Source organism: Thioalbus denitrificans (assembly GCF_003337735.1).
Taxonomy (GTDB): Bacteria; Pseudomonadota; Gammaproteobacteria; order DSM-26407; family DSM-26407; genus Thioalbus; species Thioalbus denitrificans.
Genome location: NZ_QPJY01000003.1, coordinates 138,145 through 154,795, shown reverse-complemented (window position 1 = coordinate 154,795; position 16,651 = coordinate 138,145). Strand labels below are relative to the sequence as shown.

Genomic DNA, 16,651 nt, shown 5'->3' with positions numbered 1-16,651 from the left:
CGCCGGAACCCGTCGAGGGTGCCCGGATCAGCCGGGGGAGTCCGTTACCAGCATCGCATCTGACCTGCCCATCCTGCGGGCCCTCACGTTGCCCCGGGTTCGCGCGCCGGGCAGGAAGGCGGGAGGGAAGTGTCCGAGCACAATTGCCCGTTCAGGGTGGTCTGTCCGCTGCGCCGGCCGTGCGCCCATTTCCCGCACCTGTGCCCGTTGCTGCTCTATCTCGCCCTGGCATTGGCCGTCGCCATCCCCGGCTGGATGATCTGGAAGATCTGGCCGGTGGTGTTCCGATGACGGGGCAGAGGCGGCCGCCTGCTCCCGGCGGGGCAAAGACCCCGCTTGCGCGGGGTCCGTGATCGGCCTGTCCCGTACCGGTTATCCGGGCGGTGTCCCGTGCTTGAACTCCCGGCGGATCTGTTCCCGGAACTCGGTGTTGTCGGCATGGCCGTGGACCTGGATTGCGTGCTGGACGGCGGCTTCGAGGAGCTCCTCCTCGGAATCGGCGCTCAGGGCCACGGTGCAGTGGATATCGGGGCTCGGATAGTCCCGGCAGTCGATGTAGTAACGGGCCACGACAGACTCCTTATCGGTCGAACCGATGGTTGGGGTCGACGTCCTGTCAGCCGCGTACTGTCAACCGCCCCATGGGGTTGCGGGGATCGGGGCGGGAGATAAAGTATAGTTCATTAGTCTGGAATTGAGGCCGGCGGACGGGGCCCGGGGGCGATGGCCCGGACATGCGCTCCCGCGCGGGATTGAACCGGGGATGCCGGGCCGGAAGCTGCCGCTCCCGGCCCGGCAGGGTGGGGATCAGTTGCCGGCGGTCGGGCCGACGGCCGGGGCGTCGGTCACCACCTTGCCGTCCTTCACCGGCAGGGTTTCGCCGGGGTGGTGATCCATGCGCACCGTGGCGACCTGCTCGCCCAGGCGGTACTCCACGTCGTAGCCGACGAGTTCCTCGTGGGAATCGGTGACCGTGTCGCATTCACGCTGCGTCTCGGTGTAGGTATCCCGCTGCTGCAGGTTCTTCTGCACCTGGTTGCCGGCGTAGCCACCGGCCGCCGCGCCGGCGATGGTGGCGAGCGTCTTGCCGCTGCCGCCGCCGATCTTGCTGCCCACCACGCCGCCCACGACCGCGCCGATGGCCGTGCCGGCAATGCGCTTCTCGTCCTGCACCGGGCGCTGGCGGGTGACGGCCACGTCCCGGCACTCCTCCCGCGGCGTGCTGACGGTCCGGGTCACTTCCTGCACCGATAGCACCTGGGCCTCGGTCGGCCCTTTCCTGAGCAGGTTGTAGCCGGCGATGGTGCCGCCGGCGGTGGCGACCGCAACACCGACGACCACCCCGACGATCATGGATCTGTCCATGGAACCCTCCTTGATGGAACAATCTTCATTCTGGTTATGGCCGCGATTGCCAAGCATGTTTCATGCCTGCAGGCGGCGTGGCGGACATCGTGCCGGGAAATCCCCCGCATCCGTTGTCGCAGTCGAAAAAAACATTCCCCCCGCGTTCCCAAGTCTGGCAGGTCCGGGTGGAGATTCCGTGAACTGACGTAACTTATTGGACCGCGCAGAGTTGCGGATGTCACCGAAGGGAGGTGGGTGATTCATCGCCGGGCGGGCGGGTGCTGTCCGCGAGCGGTTCCGCCCCGGCCTCCGCCAGGCCGCTGCAGTGGCTGAGCACCAGTTGCGGCGGTTCGACCGGGAAGATGAAGGGGGCGGCCCGGTTCAGGGCGCTGAGACCGAGGATCTGGCGGATGCGGCCGGGGAATACCGCCGCTTCCACGTCGTGCAGGGTGCACTTGCCGCCGATGCGCAGCTCCCGGATGGCGTACACGGACACCACCAGGCGGTTGCCGTCGGCGAGGATGCAGGCCAGCAGCAGGCAGTGTCTCCCCGTGCGCTTCACTCCGGCGTATCCCTGGCGTGGGTGTCGTCGTATCGCGACACCCTGGTTCGTGTACTTTCAGGCGCTTGCGGCATGCCGCGCCAGGGCCTGTCGCCGTCCGGCGACGGTTGCGGGTGCCCGGCGCCCGGCCCCGGCCGGTCCTCTCCCGCCTGCCGCTCCCTATCCCGTTAATCCGGCGAGGAAAAAGCCGGATTGGCACGAGGGTTGCCATGGGTCCTGGCGAGGATTCCCGCAACCCGGGGTCAAGGAACAACGCGATATCTCACTCGCAGCCACTATCGGACCCAGCCAAGGAGAAAGCCATGACCAACATCAAGTTCGCATCCGCCGCCCTGATCCTCGCCCTCGCCACTGGCGCCGCGTTCGCCGCCGGCATGGAGGAGAAGGCCCAGGCTCCGGCCACGGGCTTCGAGCAGATGGATACCAACCATGATGGCCTGATCAGCAAGGAAGAGGGTGCGCTGCGCGAGGATGTCGCCACCCTGTGGGAGGCGGCCGACGCCAACAAGGACGGCAGCCTGGATGCCGCCGAGTTCAGCGCCTTCGAGACCACCGAGCCCGCGCAGCAGTAAGGGCCGGAGTCGGGCCGCGGACTCGCCACCCTCCAGCCCGGGTCCGGTCGGCAGTCATGGGGAGCCCCCCGTGCCCGCCGGTGCCCGACTCTCGGGGGGGTGAAGGCCGGGCCGGGGTTCTCCGTGCCCGCTGAAACAGAGGAGCCACCCGGGGGCTGGCGCAGTGCGACGTGACTTCGCGGGCGTACCCCCTCCCAATCGTCGGCGGGTCGCTGCCCGCCGCCCCGGCGGCTCCCGATGCCGGCCACAGTGACGTTGCCGCGAGAGCGACAGGGATGTCCCCACAGGGATGTTCAGGGAAATGCGGACAGGCCGGCCACAGGGAGGGTCGGAGCACACGGCGGGCCGCAGCGAGAGATGGACCGGAAGGGGGCCGGCAATGCCGGCCCCCTTCTTTTTTCATGACTCCCGTGAACCGGTTCCGGTGCGGCATCAGCCGCCCGGCCCGGTGTCCCGGGTGGGCATCAGGACATGCCGCCGTAGAGCAGGTCGGTGTCGATCTGCTGGCGGTCCACCACGTGCGGGCCGGGCGCCTGCCAGGCGTTCGGGCGGGTCAGCGCCGCCGGTCCGCCGTAGAGCATGCTGGTGTCAATCTGCCCACGGTCCACCCGGTGGGGTCCGGGGGCCTGGTAGGGGGCCTCCTGCAGGTGGGCGAGGCCGCCGCCGTAGATCAGGTCGGTGCTGATGCTGCCGCGCTGGCCGGCGAAGGCCGCGCCGCTGGTCAGTGCGAGAAGAAAAATCGCCAGGGTCATGGTTTTCATGCTGTCTGCTCCTCTGTGGGCATGGGTTCGGGTGTCGTTCCGGCAGCGCTAACGCTGTTGCACCTACTTCAGCAGAGAGCGTGCCAAGTGGGGCGCAACGGTTTTATCTCTTGTGAAACAACGGGATGTGACTCATGGAGGCGGCCTCCATGGAGCGCCGGCCGGCGCCCATGGTGGTGGCGGGGGTGGATATGCACCGGGACATGGTCGCCGGACCGCCGCTCACCGCCCGGTGCGGGATGCTGCCGCCGTGCCGAATCGTGCCCCTGCCGGGGGTTCCGGCAGGCGTAGCGGACGCCTCCCGCTCTCCTCCACCCCGGCGGGCCGGAAACCCGCGCGATCGACCGGTGTGCCAGATGACGACATCGGCGCGTTTCGTTGTGCGAAATAACGCACGTCGCTCCAGTCCTGGAGTGCTTGTCCCTACAACTATCAGTGGCTTGCGAACTGGCGTGGTCCTTGCTGAACCACCGTGTTGAGGCGGTCGGCCGCAGCAGCGGTGCCGCCGCCCGGTTCATTGACCCCTGGAGTCATCGCCCATGCCCGGATTCCGCGGCGCCCTGCTGCTGGTGCCCCTGCTGCTGATGCCCGCCCTCGCGGCGGCCACCGAACCGCTCTGGTTCTCCGATCTCCCGCCCACCGCCGAATGGGCCGGGAAGACCCGCAGGGCCCATGGCGGGCTGGTGGAGCGGGGCCGGGGCGGTGTCACCGCCAAGCGGCTGTGGCTGCGTGCCGGTGACGATCCGGCCCGCGCGGCCTACGTGCCCGTGCCGGCCGGCGCGGTGGTGGCGGAGGGCCCGGGGCCGGACCCGGTGACGCCGAAGCCCTTCGGCGCGGACGCCGGCGGCGGCATCCGCTTCGAGATGCCGGAGGAGGGCTTCTACAACGCCTATCTCCTGAGCCGCGAGGTCCGCGATGGAACCCTGGAGGCCCGGGTGGTGAAGGCGGAAGTGCTCATGCACAGCTGCGCCAACGGCCATGACCGGCGCTTCACCGAGGCGCGGATGCCGCCCCGGATCACCGCCGGGGTGCCCTTCGAGCTGATCCGCGAGCGCAGGCCGGACGAGGATTTCCACAGCCGCGCCGTCTCGGGCGAAGCCATCGCCTTCCTGGCCCTGCGCCAGGGCGAGCCGGTGGCCGGGGCCGAGGTGCGGCTGGTTTCCAACACCGGCTGGAGCAAGACCGTGACCACGGGGGCGGACGGACGCGCCGAGTTCCGGATGGTCCGCGACTACTACACCGACTGGTCGGAGTTCGACAAGCGCCGGCGCCAGGACTACCTGGTCCTGGCCGAGTACCGCCAGCCCCAGGCGGGCGAGCTCGACGGCCGCGCCTATACGCAGGTGCACTACAGCGCCTCGCTCGCCGGCACCTACTACCCCGCCGGGCGGGAGTACCAGTCCTATCTCTACGGGCTCGGGGTGATGCTCTTCGCCGCCTCCCTCTCCGTGGGCGGGGTCTACCACTACCGCCTGCGGCAGCGGCGCCCGGAGCGGCGGGAGGCGTTCGATGAAAAGGCTTAGGGCGTTCGTGAACGGCGCGGACATCCAGCGCTTCCGGACCTGGTTCCAGCTCTTCGCCTTCGTGCTGCTGGTCTACGGCGGCTACCTCTACATCGATCTGGGCAATTCGCTGCCGGTGTTCGCCTGCGGCTTCAACGACGCCGGCCGGGGCGGGGTCTGCTTCCTGCTGCCGCTGCAGCACCAGACCCACATCCCCTGGGAGAGCCTGTTCAGCTGGCGGGTGCTGGGGCTGGTGTTCGGCTTCCTCACCTTCTTCGCCTGGCTGCTGGTGCTGAACAAGGCCTGGTGCGGCTATGTCTGTCCCCTGGGCACCATCCAGGACTGGATGACCGCCCTGCGCCGGCGGCTGCGGCTGCGCTACTCGGTCTACAGCCTGGAGAGCTTCACCCGGCTGAAGAAGGTGAAGTACGTCCTGCTGGTGCTGCTGATCCTGATCCCCTTCGCCATCGGCAACCCGGTGGAGGGGCTGCCCCACGTCCCCGAGGACATGGCCACCCCCTTCTGCACCATCTGCCCGGCGCGCATGGTCATCCCCGCCTTCACCGGCGACTTCTCCCAGTGGACGCTCGACTTCTCCACCCGGACCGCCCTGGTCATGACCAGCCTGGGCATGGCGATCCTGGGCATCTTCTTCGTCGGGGCGTTCGTCAACAAGCGCTTCTTCTGCTTCTTCTGCCCCATGAGCGCCCTGCAGGCGCTGTTCTCCAACATCGCCCTGCTGAAGCTGCGCAAGGACGGGGACAAGTGCACCCGCTGCGGCGACTGCTACCGGGTCTGCGACATGCAGATCAAGGCCATCGCCGACGACGTGGAACGGAAAACCCTGATCGAGGACGACTGCATGATGTGCCTGAAGTGTGTCGCCGCCTGTCCGGAGGAGGGCTGTCTCAAGGCCACCTTCATGGGCATCCCCGTCTACGAGGCCACCGAGGCGGGCTTCTTCCGGCGGCTGCAGCAGCGGGGTGGCCAATGAGCGCGGCGCCCCAGGGCGGGCGGCGCGCCGCCGTCCTCGCCCAGCAGATCCGCGAGTCCGCCCAGGCGCTGGCCACCCTGGAGCGGGAGTTTCCCGACAACCCGGCGGCGATGGACTACTTCTACAAGCTGTTCCACCGGGTCTACTGCGAGGGCGGGCGGGCCCAGCCGGAGGGGACGCTCGTCGGCACCACCTGCGTGCAGGTGCCCGACGAGATCGTGCGCGCGGCGGGCGGCGTCCCGGTGCGGCTGTGCAGCGGCTCCCACGCCTTCGACCTGGCCGGCGCCGACTTCATGCCGGCCAAGTCCTGCTCGCTGGTGAAGGCGACCCTCGGCCTGCTGCAGGACGAGCGGCCGGCCTGGCTCGACAGCCTGGACCGGGTGGTCAACCTCACCACCTGCGACCAGAAGAAGAAGGCCGGCCAGATGATGGAGGAGCTCGGCTGCCAGGTGCACCACCTGGAGTTCCCGCCCTCCAAGGACAGCGAGCACGCCCGCGCCTTCTGGCGCGCCTCGGTGCGCGATTTCGTGCGCGCCGCCGAGCGCATGACCGGCGGCCGGGTGACCCGCGCCTCCCTGCGCGAGTCGATTCTCGCCGTCAGCCGCGCCCAGGCCGCCTATCGCCGGCTCCAGCGCCTGCGCGCCGAGTCGCCGGCACTGCTCCTGGGCAAGGACGCGTTCCTGGTGACCAACGCCTATTTCTTCGACGACCTGGAGCGCTGGACCGGGGCGGTCGACGCCCTCGTGGCGGAGCTCGAGGCCCGCCGCGAGGCGGGCATCTCCGCCGCCCTGCGACGGGCGCCGCGAATCCTGTTCACCGGCTCGCCGCCCGTGTTCCCCAACCTCAAGATCCCGGTGCTCGTGGAGCAGGCGGGCGGGGTCATCGTGGCCGACGAGACCTGCTCGGCCAACCGCATGCTCAACGACGCGGTCAGCGTGGACGAGTGGAACCTCTACGACATGGTGGACGCGGTGGCGGACCGCTACCTCAAGCCCTGCACCTGCCCCATCTTCACCAGCAACGGGGATCGCCTGCGCCGGCTGCTGGACCTGGCCCGCACCCACGCCGTGGACGGCGTCGTCTACCAGGCCTTCGCCGGCTGCCAGGTCTACGAGATGGAGCACCACTCCGTCAGCCGCGCCCTGGCCGAGGCCGGCCTGCCCTGCCTCTACGTGGAGACCGACTACAGTCCCGACGACGTGGGCCAGCTCTCCACCCGGGTGGAGGCGTTCATCGAGTCGCTGCGCTCGCGGAGGAGGCGGCGCCAATGAACCATTTCGCCGGCATCGACATCGGCTCCACCGCCATCAAGATCGCCCTCGTCGACAGGGACGAGAAGCTGGTGGCCTCCACCACCTGTCCCAGCGGCGGGCAGTTCCACCGCAACGCCCAGGAGGCCTTCCAGCGGCTGCTGCAGGAGAGCGGCATGGAGCGCGGGCAGATCGCCTTCGTGACCGCCACCGGCTACGGCCGCAAGCTCTACCGCGACGCCGACGAGGCCATCAGCGAGATCACCGCCAACGCCGTGGGCGCCCTCAGGGCCGGCGCCCCCTACGGCACGGTGCGCACCATCATCAACATCGGCGGCCAGGACTCCAAGGCCATCCGCATCGACGGCGACGGCAACGTGGTGCAGTTCGCCATGAACGACAAGTGCGCCGCGGGCACCGGCCGCTTCCTGGAGATGGTGGCCCGCAACCTGGAGATCGATCTCGAGGAGCTGGGTGAGTACCACGTCCGCCTGGACGGCGCGCCGCCCACCATCAACAGCACCTGCGCGGTGTTCGCCGAATCGGAGATCATCGGCCTGCTGGCCCGCGGCTACAGCAAGGAGGAGGTGGTGGCGGGGGTGCACTACTCCATCGCCCGCCGCACCGTCCGCCTGGCCCGGCGCGTCGGCATCGAGGAGCAGGTCTACTTCGACGGGGGGCCGGCCCTCAACCATGGCCTGGCGACCGCGATGCGGGAGGAGCTGATGCGGGATCTGATCATTCCCGACATCGCCCAGATCACCACCGCCTACGGCGCGGCCATCCTCTCCCGCGAGGTCTGGGCCGCGGAGTCGGAGGGGGCCTGAGGGGGAGGAGTGGGGGCGCGGGGACGCTGCAATCGCCGCCCCAGGGTCTATAGTTCAGTAGTCAGTACCTATCCGTGCCAGTCACGGGGGAGGTGAACATGGCCATCTCCGCACGACTCCGGGACTATCTCGAGCTCAAGGGCATCCCCTACGAGGTAATCCCCCACCCCCACACCGAGGACAGCCGCGCCACCGCGGCGGCCTCCCGCGTACCTGCCGGGCAGCTCGCCAAGGCGGTGCTGCTGGAGGACGACGAGGGCTACCTGCTGGCGGCGGTGCCCGCCAGCGAGCGGCTGCACCTCTCTCGCATCCACAACCTGCTGCGGCGCCCCCTGGGGCTCGCCACCGAGGCGGAAATCGCACGCATGTTTCCCGATTGCGCTGTCGGCGCCGTGCCGCCGGTGGCCGCTGCCTTCGATCTGCCGGCGGTGGTGGACGAACGGCTCCTCGCCGCCCCCGAAATCTGGTTCGAGGCCGGTGACCACGAGGATCTCGTCCACCTCGACGGCGAGGCTTTCCGGCGCCTGATGGGGGACGCCCCCCACGGCGACATCGGTACCCACTGAAGCGGTAGGTCATGACCGCCCCGCACCGCCTTCCCGGCGCCGCGACGGGAGGGCGGTGCGGACCATGTCCGGGCGCCGTTCCGGGGATGTCGCCCGCCACGGCCCGGCAGCGGTCGGACAGCCCCCCCCACACCCATCAAGTCATGGAGCCCACCCGATGAAACCTCTCCTCCACAGCGCCCTTGCCCTGTTGCTCTGCGCCGGCATCACCCCGCTGCACGCCGCCGATCCCGCCCCGCTTCCGGCCAGCGGCCCGATACCCTTCGCGGCCTATGACCTCGACGGGGACGGCAGTGTCACCGAGCAGGAGTTCAGCAGTGTCCGCGACCGGCGCCTGGCGGAGCGGGCCCAGGCGGGCCGCCCCATGGGCGGCATGGCCGGCAGCCCCGAATTCAGTGACTTCGACGCCGACGGCGACGGCCGGTTGACGCCCGCGGAGCTGGAGCTGGGCCGGCAGCAGCGCCAGCAGGGAATGGGACAGGGCATGGGGCAGGGCATGGGGCAGGGCATGGGGCCGGGCATGGGACAGGGCATGGGACAGGGCATGGGACAGGGCATGGGACAGGGCATGGGACAGGGCGCCAACATGCCCAGCTTCGCCGAGTTCGATGCCGACGGGGACGGAAGGATCTCGGAACAGGAGTACGTGGACGGCCGCAACCGGCGCATCGCCGAGCGTGCGGCGGCCGGGTATCCCATGCGCGGCCTGGGCCAGGCGGTGGATTTCAGCGCCGCGGACACCGACGGCGACGGTTCCCTGACTCCGGAGGAGTTCGCCGCCCTCCAGGCCGGACACGTGCCCGGCCGATGATTTGTCGGTGCCGGAAGGAGCCGTTCCGTGCGCGGTAATCCGCCGAGTGCATTGGGCTTTTCAGGCGCCGATTGCGAATTCGCATTCATGCGTGGACGGGTTTGTTGTTTCATATAGGTACATGTGGGCTTTGGCCAGGCAGGCTCCGGCCGGTCCCGATAATAGTTTCCGGGCGCATGCCGATCCGGGAAGCGTGAGAGAGATCAATATGTTCCACTGGCTGAACCTTACCCGAGGGCCCGTCGGGATTGCCCTCGCGGCGCTGTTGGCGCTGAGCGCCGGCCCCGTCGGCGCGGAGACGCAATCCTCGTCCGCCGGCACGGCTGCCGGGCACCCCGATGTCGACATGCACTTCCGGCTCAATCCGACCACGGTGCCCACCGAAAGCCGCGGCCCCTCCACCGCCGATCACAGCCGCTTCGAGGAGCTCCAGGGCCCCTTCACCGGCGGCCCCGACGTGACCCGCGCCTGCCTCTCCTGCCACAACGAGGCCGGCCACCAGGTCATGAAGACCATCCACTGGACCTGGGAGTACACCAACCCGGAGACCGGCCAGAAGCTGGGCAAGAAGACGCTGGTCAACAACTTCTGCACCAACGCCCGGGGCAACGAGGGCATGTGCGCCCAGTGCCACGCCGGCTACGGCTGGAAGGACGAGAGCTTCGATTTCGGCAACGCGGACAACATCGACTGCCTGGTCTGCCATGACCGCACCGGCACCTACTACCGCATGCCCAACTCCCGCGGCAACGACGCCTGCGCCGTCATGTTCGAGGACAAGGGCCCCATCGACTGGCCGGCGGTGGCCCAGAGCGTCGGCCTGCCCGGGCGCGAGAACTGCGGCAGCTGCCACTTCTACGGCGGCGGCGGCGACGGGGTGAAGCACGGCGATCTCGACTCCTCCCTCATTCACGCCGACCGCTCGCTCGATGTGCACATGGACGACAAGGGCGCCGATTTCGCCTGTACCGTCTGTCACGTCAGCAGCGAGCACCAGCTGGCCGGCAGCCGCTACCAGATGCATGCCCGCGACACCGGCGGCACCGGCCGTCCCGGGCTGCGCCGCGGCGTGGCCACCTGCGAGTCCTGCCACGGCGACGCGCCCCACCCCATGGACAGCCTGCGGGGCATGAAGCTCAACGGCCACGTGGACCGGGTGGCCTGCCAGACCTGCCACATCCCCGCCATCGCCCGCGGCGGCGTGGCCACCATCGTGGGCTGGGACTGGCGCACCGCCGGGCGGCTGCGCAACGGCGAGGGCTACAAGGAGCACGACTACATCCAGGGTAACGGCGAGGAGCGCGCCACCTACAAGTCCATCAAGGGCGACTTCACCTACACCGAGAACAGCGCGCCGGAATACGCCTGGTTCGACGGCCGGATGCGCTACACCACCATCGACACCCACTTCGATCCGGCCGCCCAGCCCATCCCCATCAACAGCTTCTCCGGCGCCTCCGACGACCCCGCCGCGCGCATCTGGCCGTTCAAGCGCGTGCATACCTTCCAGCCCTACGACAAGGGCAACAACACCCTGGTCTACATGCACCTGTGGGGTGACGACGAGGACGCCTACTGGGGCAACTACGACTTCGGGCGGGCCATCGCCACCGGCATGGAGAGCAACGGCAAGCCCTACAGCGGCAAGTACGGCTTCATCGAGACCGAATCCTGGTGGCCCATCACCCACATGGTGGCGCCCGCCGAAAACGCGCTGGGCTGCGGCGAGTGCCATGCCCGCGAGGGGCGGCTGGCGTCGCTGGCCGGTTTCTACATGCCCGGCCGGGGCGATACGCCCACGCTCGATCGCATCGGCCTGCTGGCCCTGGCGCTCGCCGCGCTCGGCATGGCCGGCCACGTACTGCTGCGGCTGCTGGCGGCGCGGCGGAGGAGATGATCATGATTACGCGCGCGGTCCGCATCTTCAGCCGCTTCGAGCGGTTCTGGCACTGGTCCCAGATGGCGCTCATCGCCACCCTGGCCTTCACCGGCTTCGCCATCCACGGGCTGCACGGCCTGGTGGCCTTCGACACCGCGGTCTATCTCCACACCGGCGCGGCGCTCGGGCTGGTGGTGCTGTGGCTGTTCGCCATCTTCTGGCACCTCACCACCGGCACCTGGCGCCACTACCTGCCCACCACGAAGGGAATCTGGCGCATCGCCCGCTACTACGCCTGGGGCAATCTCCGGGGCGAGCCCCACCCCTACCGCAAGGCCTGGCGGCGCAAGCACAACCCGCTTCAGGCGCTCGCCTACCTGGCGCTGAAGCTGTTCCTGTTCCCGCTCATCTGGGTGACCGGCATCGCCTACCTCACCTATGACCTCTGGGCCGCAACGGGCGGCGGCAACGGGGCGCTGACGCTGGTGGCGGTGCTGCACACCGCCGCGGCCTTCGCCATCGTTCTGTTCGTCATGCTCCACGTCTACCTGCTCACCGTCGGCGGCCACTTCCTGGGGCATGTCGCCCCCATGGTGACCGGCTTCGAGGAGGTGGAGCTGACCCCCGTCGAGGCGGCCTACCTCGAGGAGAGCGAAGGCGGGGCCATCCGCCGCGAGGGCGGCTGACGCCGCGCCAATCCGCGCGGCGCGGACTACTCTTTGGTTGAGCATCGCCGAAACGGCGATGCCGCGGGCACGCGTCCGCCACAGAACCGGAAGAGGAGTCTGCATGATGGCCGAACCGAACGTCAGTCTGCTGAAATCCGTCACCCTGGCCGGGCTCATCGTGGCGGGGATCCTGGTCCTGCTGTCGCTGCTGCTGTTGACCCGGTCCGCCGCGCTCGGAATCATCGCGCTGGCCATCAATGGCGCCATCGCGGCGTTCGTCTACTTCGCGCGCGACGCGCTGGTGAAGGGGGACGCCGCCAAGGCCAGGCAGCCGGCCTTCCTGGCCGCCATCATCGCGGGTGTCGCCGCGGTGATCTCCCTGGGGTTCGGCGACGTGATCGGCCTGCTGCTCGACGGCGCCGTCGCGGGCGCGCTGGGCTACACCTGGTACCAGTTGAAGTAGTGGCGGCCCCCTCGCGTCGACAACGGGGTGTTGTTCGACAATACTGGGGAGGATTCGCTGCGGTCCACGGTACCTTCACGGCCACGGAACGGGTCCGCTGGCCGGGGTGGGCGAATCCATGGGCCCGGGGGCCCCGGGCACGTCTTGATGGAAGCCGGGCCTTGCCGGTTTCGAGGGGGGGATTCATGCACAAGAAATGGCCTGTGATGGCGTCGGCGGTCGTACTGGCCTCCGCATCGCTGATGGTGGCGGACGCCATGTCCACCGAAACCGTTCCCATGCTGTCGGTGAACATCCCGCTCGACGGCGTCACCGCGGCCCAGCGGGCGCCGGTCTTCTCCGCCTCGATCCTGCGGATGGGGGAGGGTGCCGACGGGCAGCGGACCAGCCTGCTTGACACCTCGCGTCCGCCCATCCTCGACCTGAACTTCAAGCAGGGCGGGGTCGAGTCGCTCAATCTCCAGGGGGTGACCCTGCTCAAGCGGGTGATCACCTACAACGCCGACGGCTCCACCTCCGAGGGCATGGCCATGCCCGAGCTCACCCCGGTCCAGTGGGCCATGATCGGCCTTGGCGTCGCGGGCGTCCTGTGCGTGACCGAAGTCATCTGCGACGATGACGACGGCGGCAGGAAGCCGCCGGCGGATGATGTCATCGCCGACGACGTGCTGGTCGAATAATTCCCGTCACAGCCGGCGGCGCCTCCCGGCGCCCGCCTCCGGGCCGGGCCCCGCCCGCCGCTTCCCGTGGCATCCCGTGGCATCCCGTCACGGGGCGCGGGTGAGGTTCGCGTAGGCCAGCATCGCCCCCAGCGCGTGCTGGACGTAGTCGATGCGAATCTCCGTGGCGTAGCGGTTGAAGGCGCGGTTCGCGCCGCCCTCCCCGTCATCGGGCAGGGGCCGGATGGCGAACGGGATGCCGCCGTCGAAGGGGCCCGAGCGGATCTGGGCGCGGAGCAGAAAGTCGATCCCGTCCGCCGCGAAGTCCATGATCCCTTTCCGCAGCCCGCGCTCGCTCTCCGGCAGGAACTCCATGGCCGCCAGCAGCCCCTCGAGGGTGGTCGCGGTGGAAGTGGTGGCGCCGTCCGCCCGGATGCTCCCGCGCAGGACCGGGTCCTCCGGCTCGCGGTAGCGCGCCAGCAGGGCCCGGGCGATTGCCATGGAATGCCGGACCAGGCGCTCGCGCGGCAGCGGCGGTTCACCGGCCGGCTCCGCGGCCAGCAGCCGGGCCGTGGCGATCAGGGTCCAGTGGTCGGGGGGCCAGCCCTCCGACTCCACCGGCTGCTCCGCCAGCCACGCGGTGGCCCGGGCGGCCGCGGCGTACCAGCGGGGATCCGGGTCCAGGCGGTGCAGCGCCAGCAGCCCCAGGATGGCCTCTCCCGGGTAGTAGAGCGCGTGGCGGGTATCCCGCCGCCCCCCCTGGTCGGGGGTGAACTTGGCGTAGAAGCTCCCGTCCTCCTTCTGCATGAACAGGAGGAACTCCCCCAGCCGGCGCAGCCCCGCGACCGAGACCGCCCCGGGCCGGAGCCGCTCCAGCTCCGCCAGCCCCACCAGCGCCAGTCCCGTGCCGCCCAGGTTCGCCTCCAGGGGCGCCCGGGTGCGATCCAGCTCCGGCTGGGACCAGACGGCCAGCAGGTCCGGGCGCTCCGGCGGCGTGGCGATGCAGCAGTCGCTGAGGAAGCGGCCCGCCCGCTGCAGCGCCGCCAGGGCCGATGCGTCATCGGCCCGCCGCAGGTAGAGTCCCAGCACGTACAGGGCCGCGGCGTGGCGGACGGCGTTGTACTGCAGCGGCGAGGGATGGCGGGGATCGCTGTTGGCCAGGTAGATGAACTCGCCGTTCGGCAGGTTGGCGCGGGTGAGGTAGCCCAGGCTCCTGTGGATGGCCTCGTCCAGCGCCGGCGCCTCGACGACGGCGCCCGCGGGGGCCGTCGGGGCCTGGGTCTGCGCCTGGAGTGGAAGCCAGCAGCCGGCCAGGGTGGCCAGGGCGGGCAGCAGCAGTCGTTTGACCGGGTTCATCGGCATTCCTGCGGGTGTCGGCGGAAGGGACAAGCTACCAGAAACCGCACTCCCTGTGCTGCCGGCCACCCCGTGTTGGGCAGTCCCGGAAGCGGCTGCCGCCACGCCAGGGTGCCGGCGGATCCAGGCCCCCCGGCCACGGCGCCCGGGCGACGGAACCGGGCGCCGCGCACGGATTCTCAGCCGTCCGGAGTTCGGGCGGTGCCGCCGCCCTCATGTCCGGCCTGGCGGCGATCACGAGATCTGTTGTTGCAAAAATACACAATTGTCAAAATTGTGTATTTGTGAATAATCTCACACAGGAGTTGTGGTTTCGCAATCGTGGAGAGTGAAGATGAACGTGCGTTTATTCAGGGCCTTGGCGGCTGTCGCGGCGGTTTCCCTGGCTGGAGTGGGTAGTGCCGTGGCGGCACCGGTGAGTGGTCTCTACCTGGGGGTGGACGGGGGGATCAACATCGCCGACGAGGCGGATTACGACTCCGACTACAGCGGCAGTCACTGGGCCGACTTCAACACTGGCTGGGGTCTATTCTTCAAGGGCGGCTACGGCTTCGGCAACAATTGGCGCGCCGAGCTCGAACTGGGGCACCGCCGCAACAACGTCGAGGGATTCGGTCCCTCCTGGTGGACCACGGCCGAGGGTACGGGAGAGCTGACGTCCACCACCGCCTTCATCAATGCCCTGTACGATTTCGACATGGGCTGGAGCTGGACGCCCTACGTGGGCGCCGGATTGGGCGTGGCCCGGATCGATGCGGAGAATATCCGCCGGGCCATTCCCGGCTACTCCTGCTGTACCGGTATCGTCTCCGGGGACGATACGGTCGCGGCATTCCAGTTCCTGGCCGGCGCCGCCTACCCGATTTCCGGGGGCTTGCTGCTGACTCTGGATTACCGTTACCTGACTACCCGTGATCCGGAGTTCGATTTCGGTGGCGCGTGTTACGGAGACGGCTCCTACTGTTCCTCCAGCGAGAAGCTGGACAGCAGCTACTCGGACAACACCTTCACCATCGGGCTGCGCTGGCAGTTCTGATCTCCGGCGCCGCCGCACAGGTGGCTACAGGGCGGGTCCGGTCAGCCAGACGGGCCCGCCCTGTTTCGTTCGGAGCGGCATGTTGTGAGGGCGGCTGTTCCCGGATCGGGAGGGATCGCTGCCCCGTTGCAGGGAACGGGTTCGCTCCCCGCCTCCCCCGGGTGGCAGAGCGCACGGCGGGGATGCGGGCACTCCTTGCCGGGCGTGGAGCCGGCCTGGAACCCCCGTCTTCGCCCCGGATCGATGATCGGGCATCGCTACACCCGCGCGTGAATGCGCCGGGGCTGTACCGTTGCGCCGCCACCCAGGCCATTGGGGCCAGGGCGGGCCGCGAACCGCTTCACCAGGCCATGCTGAACCGTGCGCCCCAGAAATGGCCGGGCCGTCGGAGCCCCTCCGGGGCGCGCCGGAGTCCGGCCGGGCCGGCCGCCTCCGATCGGCCCGGCAGAAGCCCCACCTCGAGTTCGGCCTCTCGTCCCAGCAGCCGATCCGTCTGCCGGTTCAGCGCGCCCAGGGGGTCGGTCAGCGCCAGCAGCACCCGGTCGCCGAGGTCCCACGACGCCTTCGCCTCGATATCCCGCCGCAGCTCCACGAAATAGAGTCCCAGCAGCGATCCGGCCACCGGGGTGCTGATGAGGTCCTGGTAGGAGGGCTTCTCGAACATGGCCTCCACGCCGAACTCGAACATCGCCGAGAGCGCGGCCGAGTACCAGAAGGCGCCCGTGTTGCCGAGGCCCCGTTCCCGGCCGCGGACGAAATAGGCCGCGCCCCAGTAGGGGTGGAGGATGTAGTTGATGTACCAGAGATCCTTGTCCCAGACCGGTTCGCTGGCATTGTCCCGCCACTGGGTCAGCCGGAAGTCGCTCTTCTCCTCATCGCTCCAGCGGCTGATCCGCTCGGGCATCAGGTAGAGCAGGCCCACGGTGGCGGCCTGGTAGCCCAGCAGGTAGCCCGCGTCGCGCCGCAGGCCGGCGTAGTCGGGGCCGGGCGGGGTGCCGCTGCCGGCGGCCGTGGAGGAGCCGGACGGGGAGAGCCACAGGCCCGTCGCGGCCTGGAAGGGGAGCGGTGTCGGCCGGGGCTGCCCGAAAATCTCGGCGCCCGCAAGCTCCGGGGCCAAGACCAACAGCAGGAACAGGGGTATGTGCAGGCGCATGATTGCGGCTCCTGTTGTGTGCCCCTTGTTTTCATCGCGGGGAGAACCGGGGCCCTCCTCCGCGACTGCAGCTTACCCCAGCGTCGCGCCGGTTTCACCCCGGGAAGCTCCCCCGTCCGCCTGCCCGGGACACTGTCGGGCTTTCCGTGGTGGCGGATCGCAGACGGAGTGGCGGGGCCTGGCGGGCGCCCGTCCGCCCCGGTGTCTCTAAGCTTCCCTTAAGCAATTGCGGCTAACCTTCCGGC

General features: G+C 69.4%; 19 protein-coding genes. 13 read left to right on the top strand and 6 right to left on the bottom strand.

Features of this window, described 5'->3' with window-relative positions; all coding sequences use genetic code 11:
• Window positions 1-129: 129 nt before the first annotated feature.
• Window positions 130-291: a hypothetical protein gene (locus tag DFQ59_RS19820; RefSeq protein WP_170142101.1), complete on the top strand. Its 162-nt coding sequence runs from the start codon at window positions 130-132 to the stop codon at window positions 289-291.
• An 81-nt stretch (window positions 292-372) separates the two neighbouring features.
• Here the strand turns inward: DFQ59_RS19820 and DFQ59_RS08990 are convergent, their stop codons facing one another.
• From DFQ59_RS08990 to DFQ59_RS20055, 3 genes are all read right to left on the bottom strand, one after another.
• Window positions 373-570, bottom strand: a complete 198-nt coding sequence (locus DFQ59_RS08990) for a DUF1059 domain-containing protein (RefSeq protein ID WP_114279360.1) — start codon at window positions 568-570, stop codon at window positions 373-375.
• A gap of 237 nt (window positions 571-807) precedes the next feature.
• Window positions 808-1,365 (bottom strand): glycine zipper 2TM domain-containing protein, encoded by a 558-nt coding sequence (locus tag DFQ59_RS08985; protein WP_114279359.1) that lies wholly within the window; start codon window positions 1,363-1,365, stop codon window positions 808-810.
• A 220-nt stretch (window positions 1,366-1,585) separates the two neighbouring features.
• The gene (locus DFQ59_RS20055; protein WP_211314854.1) at window positions 1,586-1,909 is read right to left on the bottom strand and encodes a pepsin/retropepsin-like aspartic protease family protein; all 324 of its coding nucleotides are present in this window, start codon (window positions 1,907-1,909) and stop codon (window positions 1,586-1,588) included.
• 302 nt (window positions 1,910-2,211) lie between these two features.
• Here DFQ59_RS20055 and DFQ59_RS08975 point away from each other — a divergent pair, with 302 nt between their 5' ends.
• The gene (locus DFQ59_RS08975; RefSeq protein WP_170142100.1) at window positions 2,212-2,481 is read left to right on the top strand and encodes an EF-hand domain-containing protein; all 270 of its coding nucleotides are present in this window, start codon (window positions 2,212-2,214) and stop codon (window positions 2,479-2,481) included.
• A gap of 464 nt (window positions 2,482-2,945) precedes the next feature.
• Here DFQ59_RS08975 and DFQ59_RS08970 read toward each other — a convergent pair whose 3' ends face one another.
• Window positions 2,946-3,242, bottom strand: a complete 297-nt coding sequence (locus DFQ59_RS08970) for a hypothetical protein (RefSeq protein ID WP_114279358.1) — start codon at window positions 3,240-3,242, stop codon at window positions 2,946-2,948.
• Window positions 3,243-3,781: 539 nt separating this feature from the next.
• On the opposite strand from DFQ59_RS08970, the gene DFQ59_RS08965 reads away from it, so the two are divergent.
• From DFQ59_RS08965 to DFQ59_RS08920, 10 genes are all read left to right on the top strand, one after another.
• Window positions 3,782-4,765 carry a hypothetical protein gene (locus tag DFQ59_RS08965; protein ID WP_114279357.1) on the top strand — a complete coding sequence of 328 codons (984 nt, stop codon included), beginning with the start codon at window positions 3,782-3,784 and terminating at the stop codon, window positions 4,763-4,765.
• On the top strand, window positions 4,752-5,738 hold the full coding sequence (locus tag DFQ59_RS08960) for a 4Fe-4S binding protein (protein ID WP_114279356.1): 987 nt from the start codon (window positions 4,752-4,754) through the stop codon (window positions 5,736-5,738). Before DFQ59_RS08965 ends, DFQ59_RS08960 begins: the two co-directional genes overlap by 14 nt.
• Window positions 5,735-7,009 carry a double-cubane-cluster-containing anaerobic reductase gene (locus DFQ59_RS08955; RefSeq protein ID WP_114279355.1) on the top strand — a complete coding sequence of 425 codons (1,275 nt, stop codon included), beginning with the start codon at window positions 5,735-5,737 and terminating at the stop codon, window positions 7,007-7,009. Before DFQ59_RS08960 ends, DFQ59_RS08955 begins: the two co-directional genes overlap by 4 nt.
• Entirely contained in the window at window positions 7,006-7,815 is an 810-nt protein-coding gene (locus tag DFQ59_RS08950; RefSeq protein ID WP_114279354.1) for an acyl-CoA dehydratase activase, read from the top strand. Before DFQ59_RS08955 ends, DFQ59_RS08950 begins: the two co-directional genes overlap by 4 nt.
• Before the next feature lie 98 nt (window positions 7,816-7,913).
• Window positions 7,914-8,381: an aminoacyl-tRNA deacylase gene (locus DFQ59_RS08945; protein ID WP_114279353.1), complete on the top strand. Its 468-nt coding sequence runs from the start codon at window positions 7,914-7,916 to the stop codon at window positions 8,379-8,381.
• A gap of 157 nt (window positions 8,382-8,538) precedes the next feature.
• Window positions 8,539-9,192 carry an EF-hand domain-containing protein gene (locus DFQ59_RS08940; protein WP_114279352.1) on the top strand — a complete coding sequence of 218 codons (654 nt, stop codon included), beginning with the start codon at window positions 8,539-8,541 and terminating at the stop codon, window positions 9,190-9,192.
• Between the two features lie 208 nt (window positions 9,193-9,400).
• Window positions 9,401-11,089: a tetrathionate reductase family octaheme c-type cytochrome gene (locus DFQ59_RS08935; RefSeq protein ID WP_245937237.1), complete on the top strand. Its 1,689-nt coding sequence runs from the start codon at window positions 9,401-9,403 to the stop codon at window positions 11,087-11,089.
• 2 nt (window positions 11,090-11,091) lie between these two features.
• Complete coding sequence (locus tag DFQ59_RS08930) at window positions 11,092-11,757, top strand: cytochrome b/b6 domain-containing protein (RefSeq protein WP_114279351.1); 666 nt, start codon at window positions 11,092-11,094, stop codon at window positions 11,755-11,757.
• 106 nt (window positions 11,758-11,863) lie between these two features.
• Window positions 11,864-12,202 (top strand): hypothetical protein, encoded by a 339-nt coding sequence (locus DFQ59_RS08925; protein ID WP_147275207.1) that lies wholly within the window; start codon window positions 11,864-11,866, stop codon window positions 12,200-12,202.
• 185 nt (window positions 12,203-12,387) lie between these two features.
• A complete protein-coding gene (locus DFQ59_RS08920) occupies window positions 12,388-12,882 on the top strand; it encodes a hypothetical protein (RefSeq protein WP_114279349.1) in 495 nt (164 codons plus the stop codon).
• Between the two features lie 87 nt (window positions 12,883-12,969).
• Here DFQ59_RS08920 and DFQ59_RS08915 read toward each other — a convergent pair whose 3' ends face one another.
• The gene (locus DFQ59_RS08915) at window positions 12,970-14,217 is read right to left on the bottom strand and encodes a prenyltransferase/squalene oxidase repeat-containing protein (RefSeq protein WP_114279348.1); all 1,248 of its coding nucleotides are present in this window, start codon (window positions 14,215-14,217) and stop codon (window positions 12,970-12,972) included.
• A gap of 334 nt (window positions 14,218-14,551) precedes the next feature.
• Between DFQ59_RS08915 and DFQ59_RS08910 the strand changes: the two genes are divergently transcribed.
• Complete coding sequence (locus tag DFQ59_RS08910; RefSeq protein WP_114279347.1) at window positions 14,552-15,253, top strand: outer membrane protein; 702 nt, start codon at window positions 14,552-14,554, stop codon at window positions 15,251-15,253.
• 340 nt (window positions 15,254-15,593) lie between these two features.
• Here the strand turns inward: DFQ59_RS08910 and DFQ59_RS08905 are convergent, their stop codons facing one another.
• Window positions 15,594-16,406 carry a DUF3943 domain-containing protein gene (locus DFQ59_RS08905; RefSeq protein WP_114279346.1) on the bottom strand — a complete coding sequence of 271 codons (813 nt, stop codon included), beginning with the start codon at window positions 16,404-16,406 and terminating at the stop codon, window positions 15,594-15,596.
• Window positions 16,407-16,651: the final 245 nt, after the last annotated feature.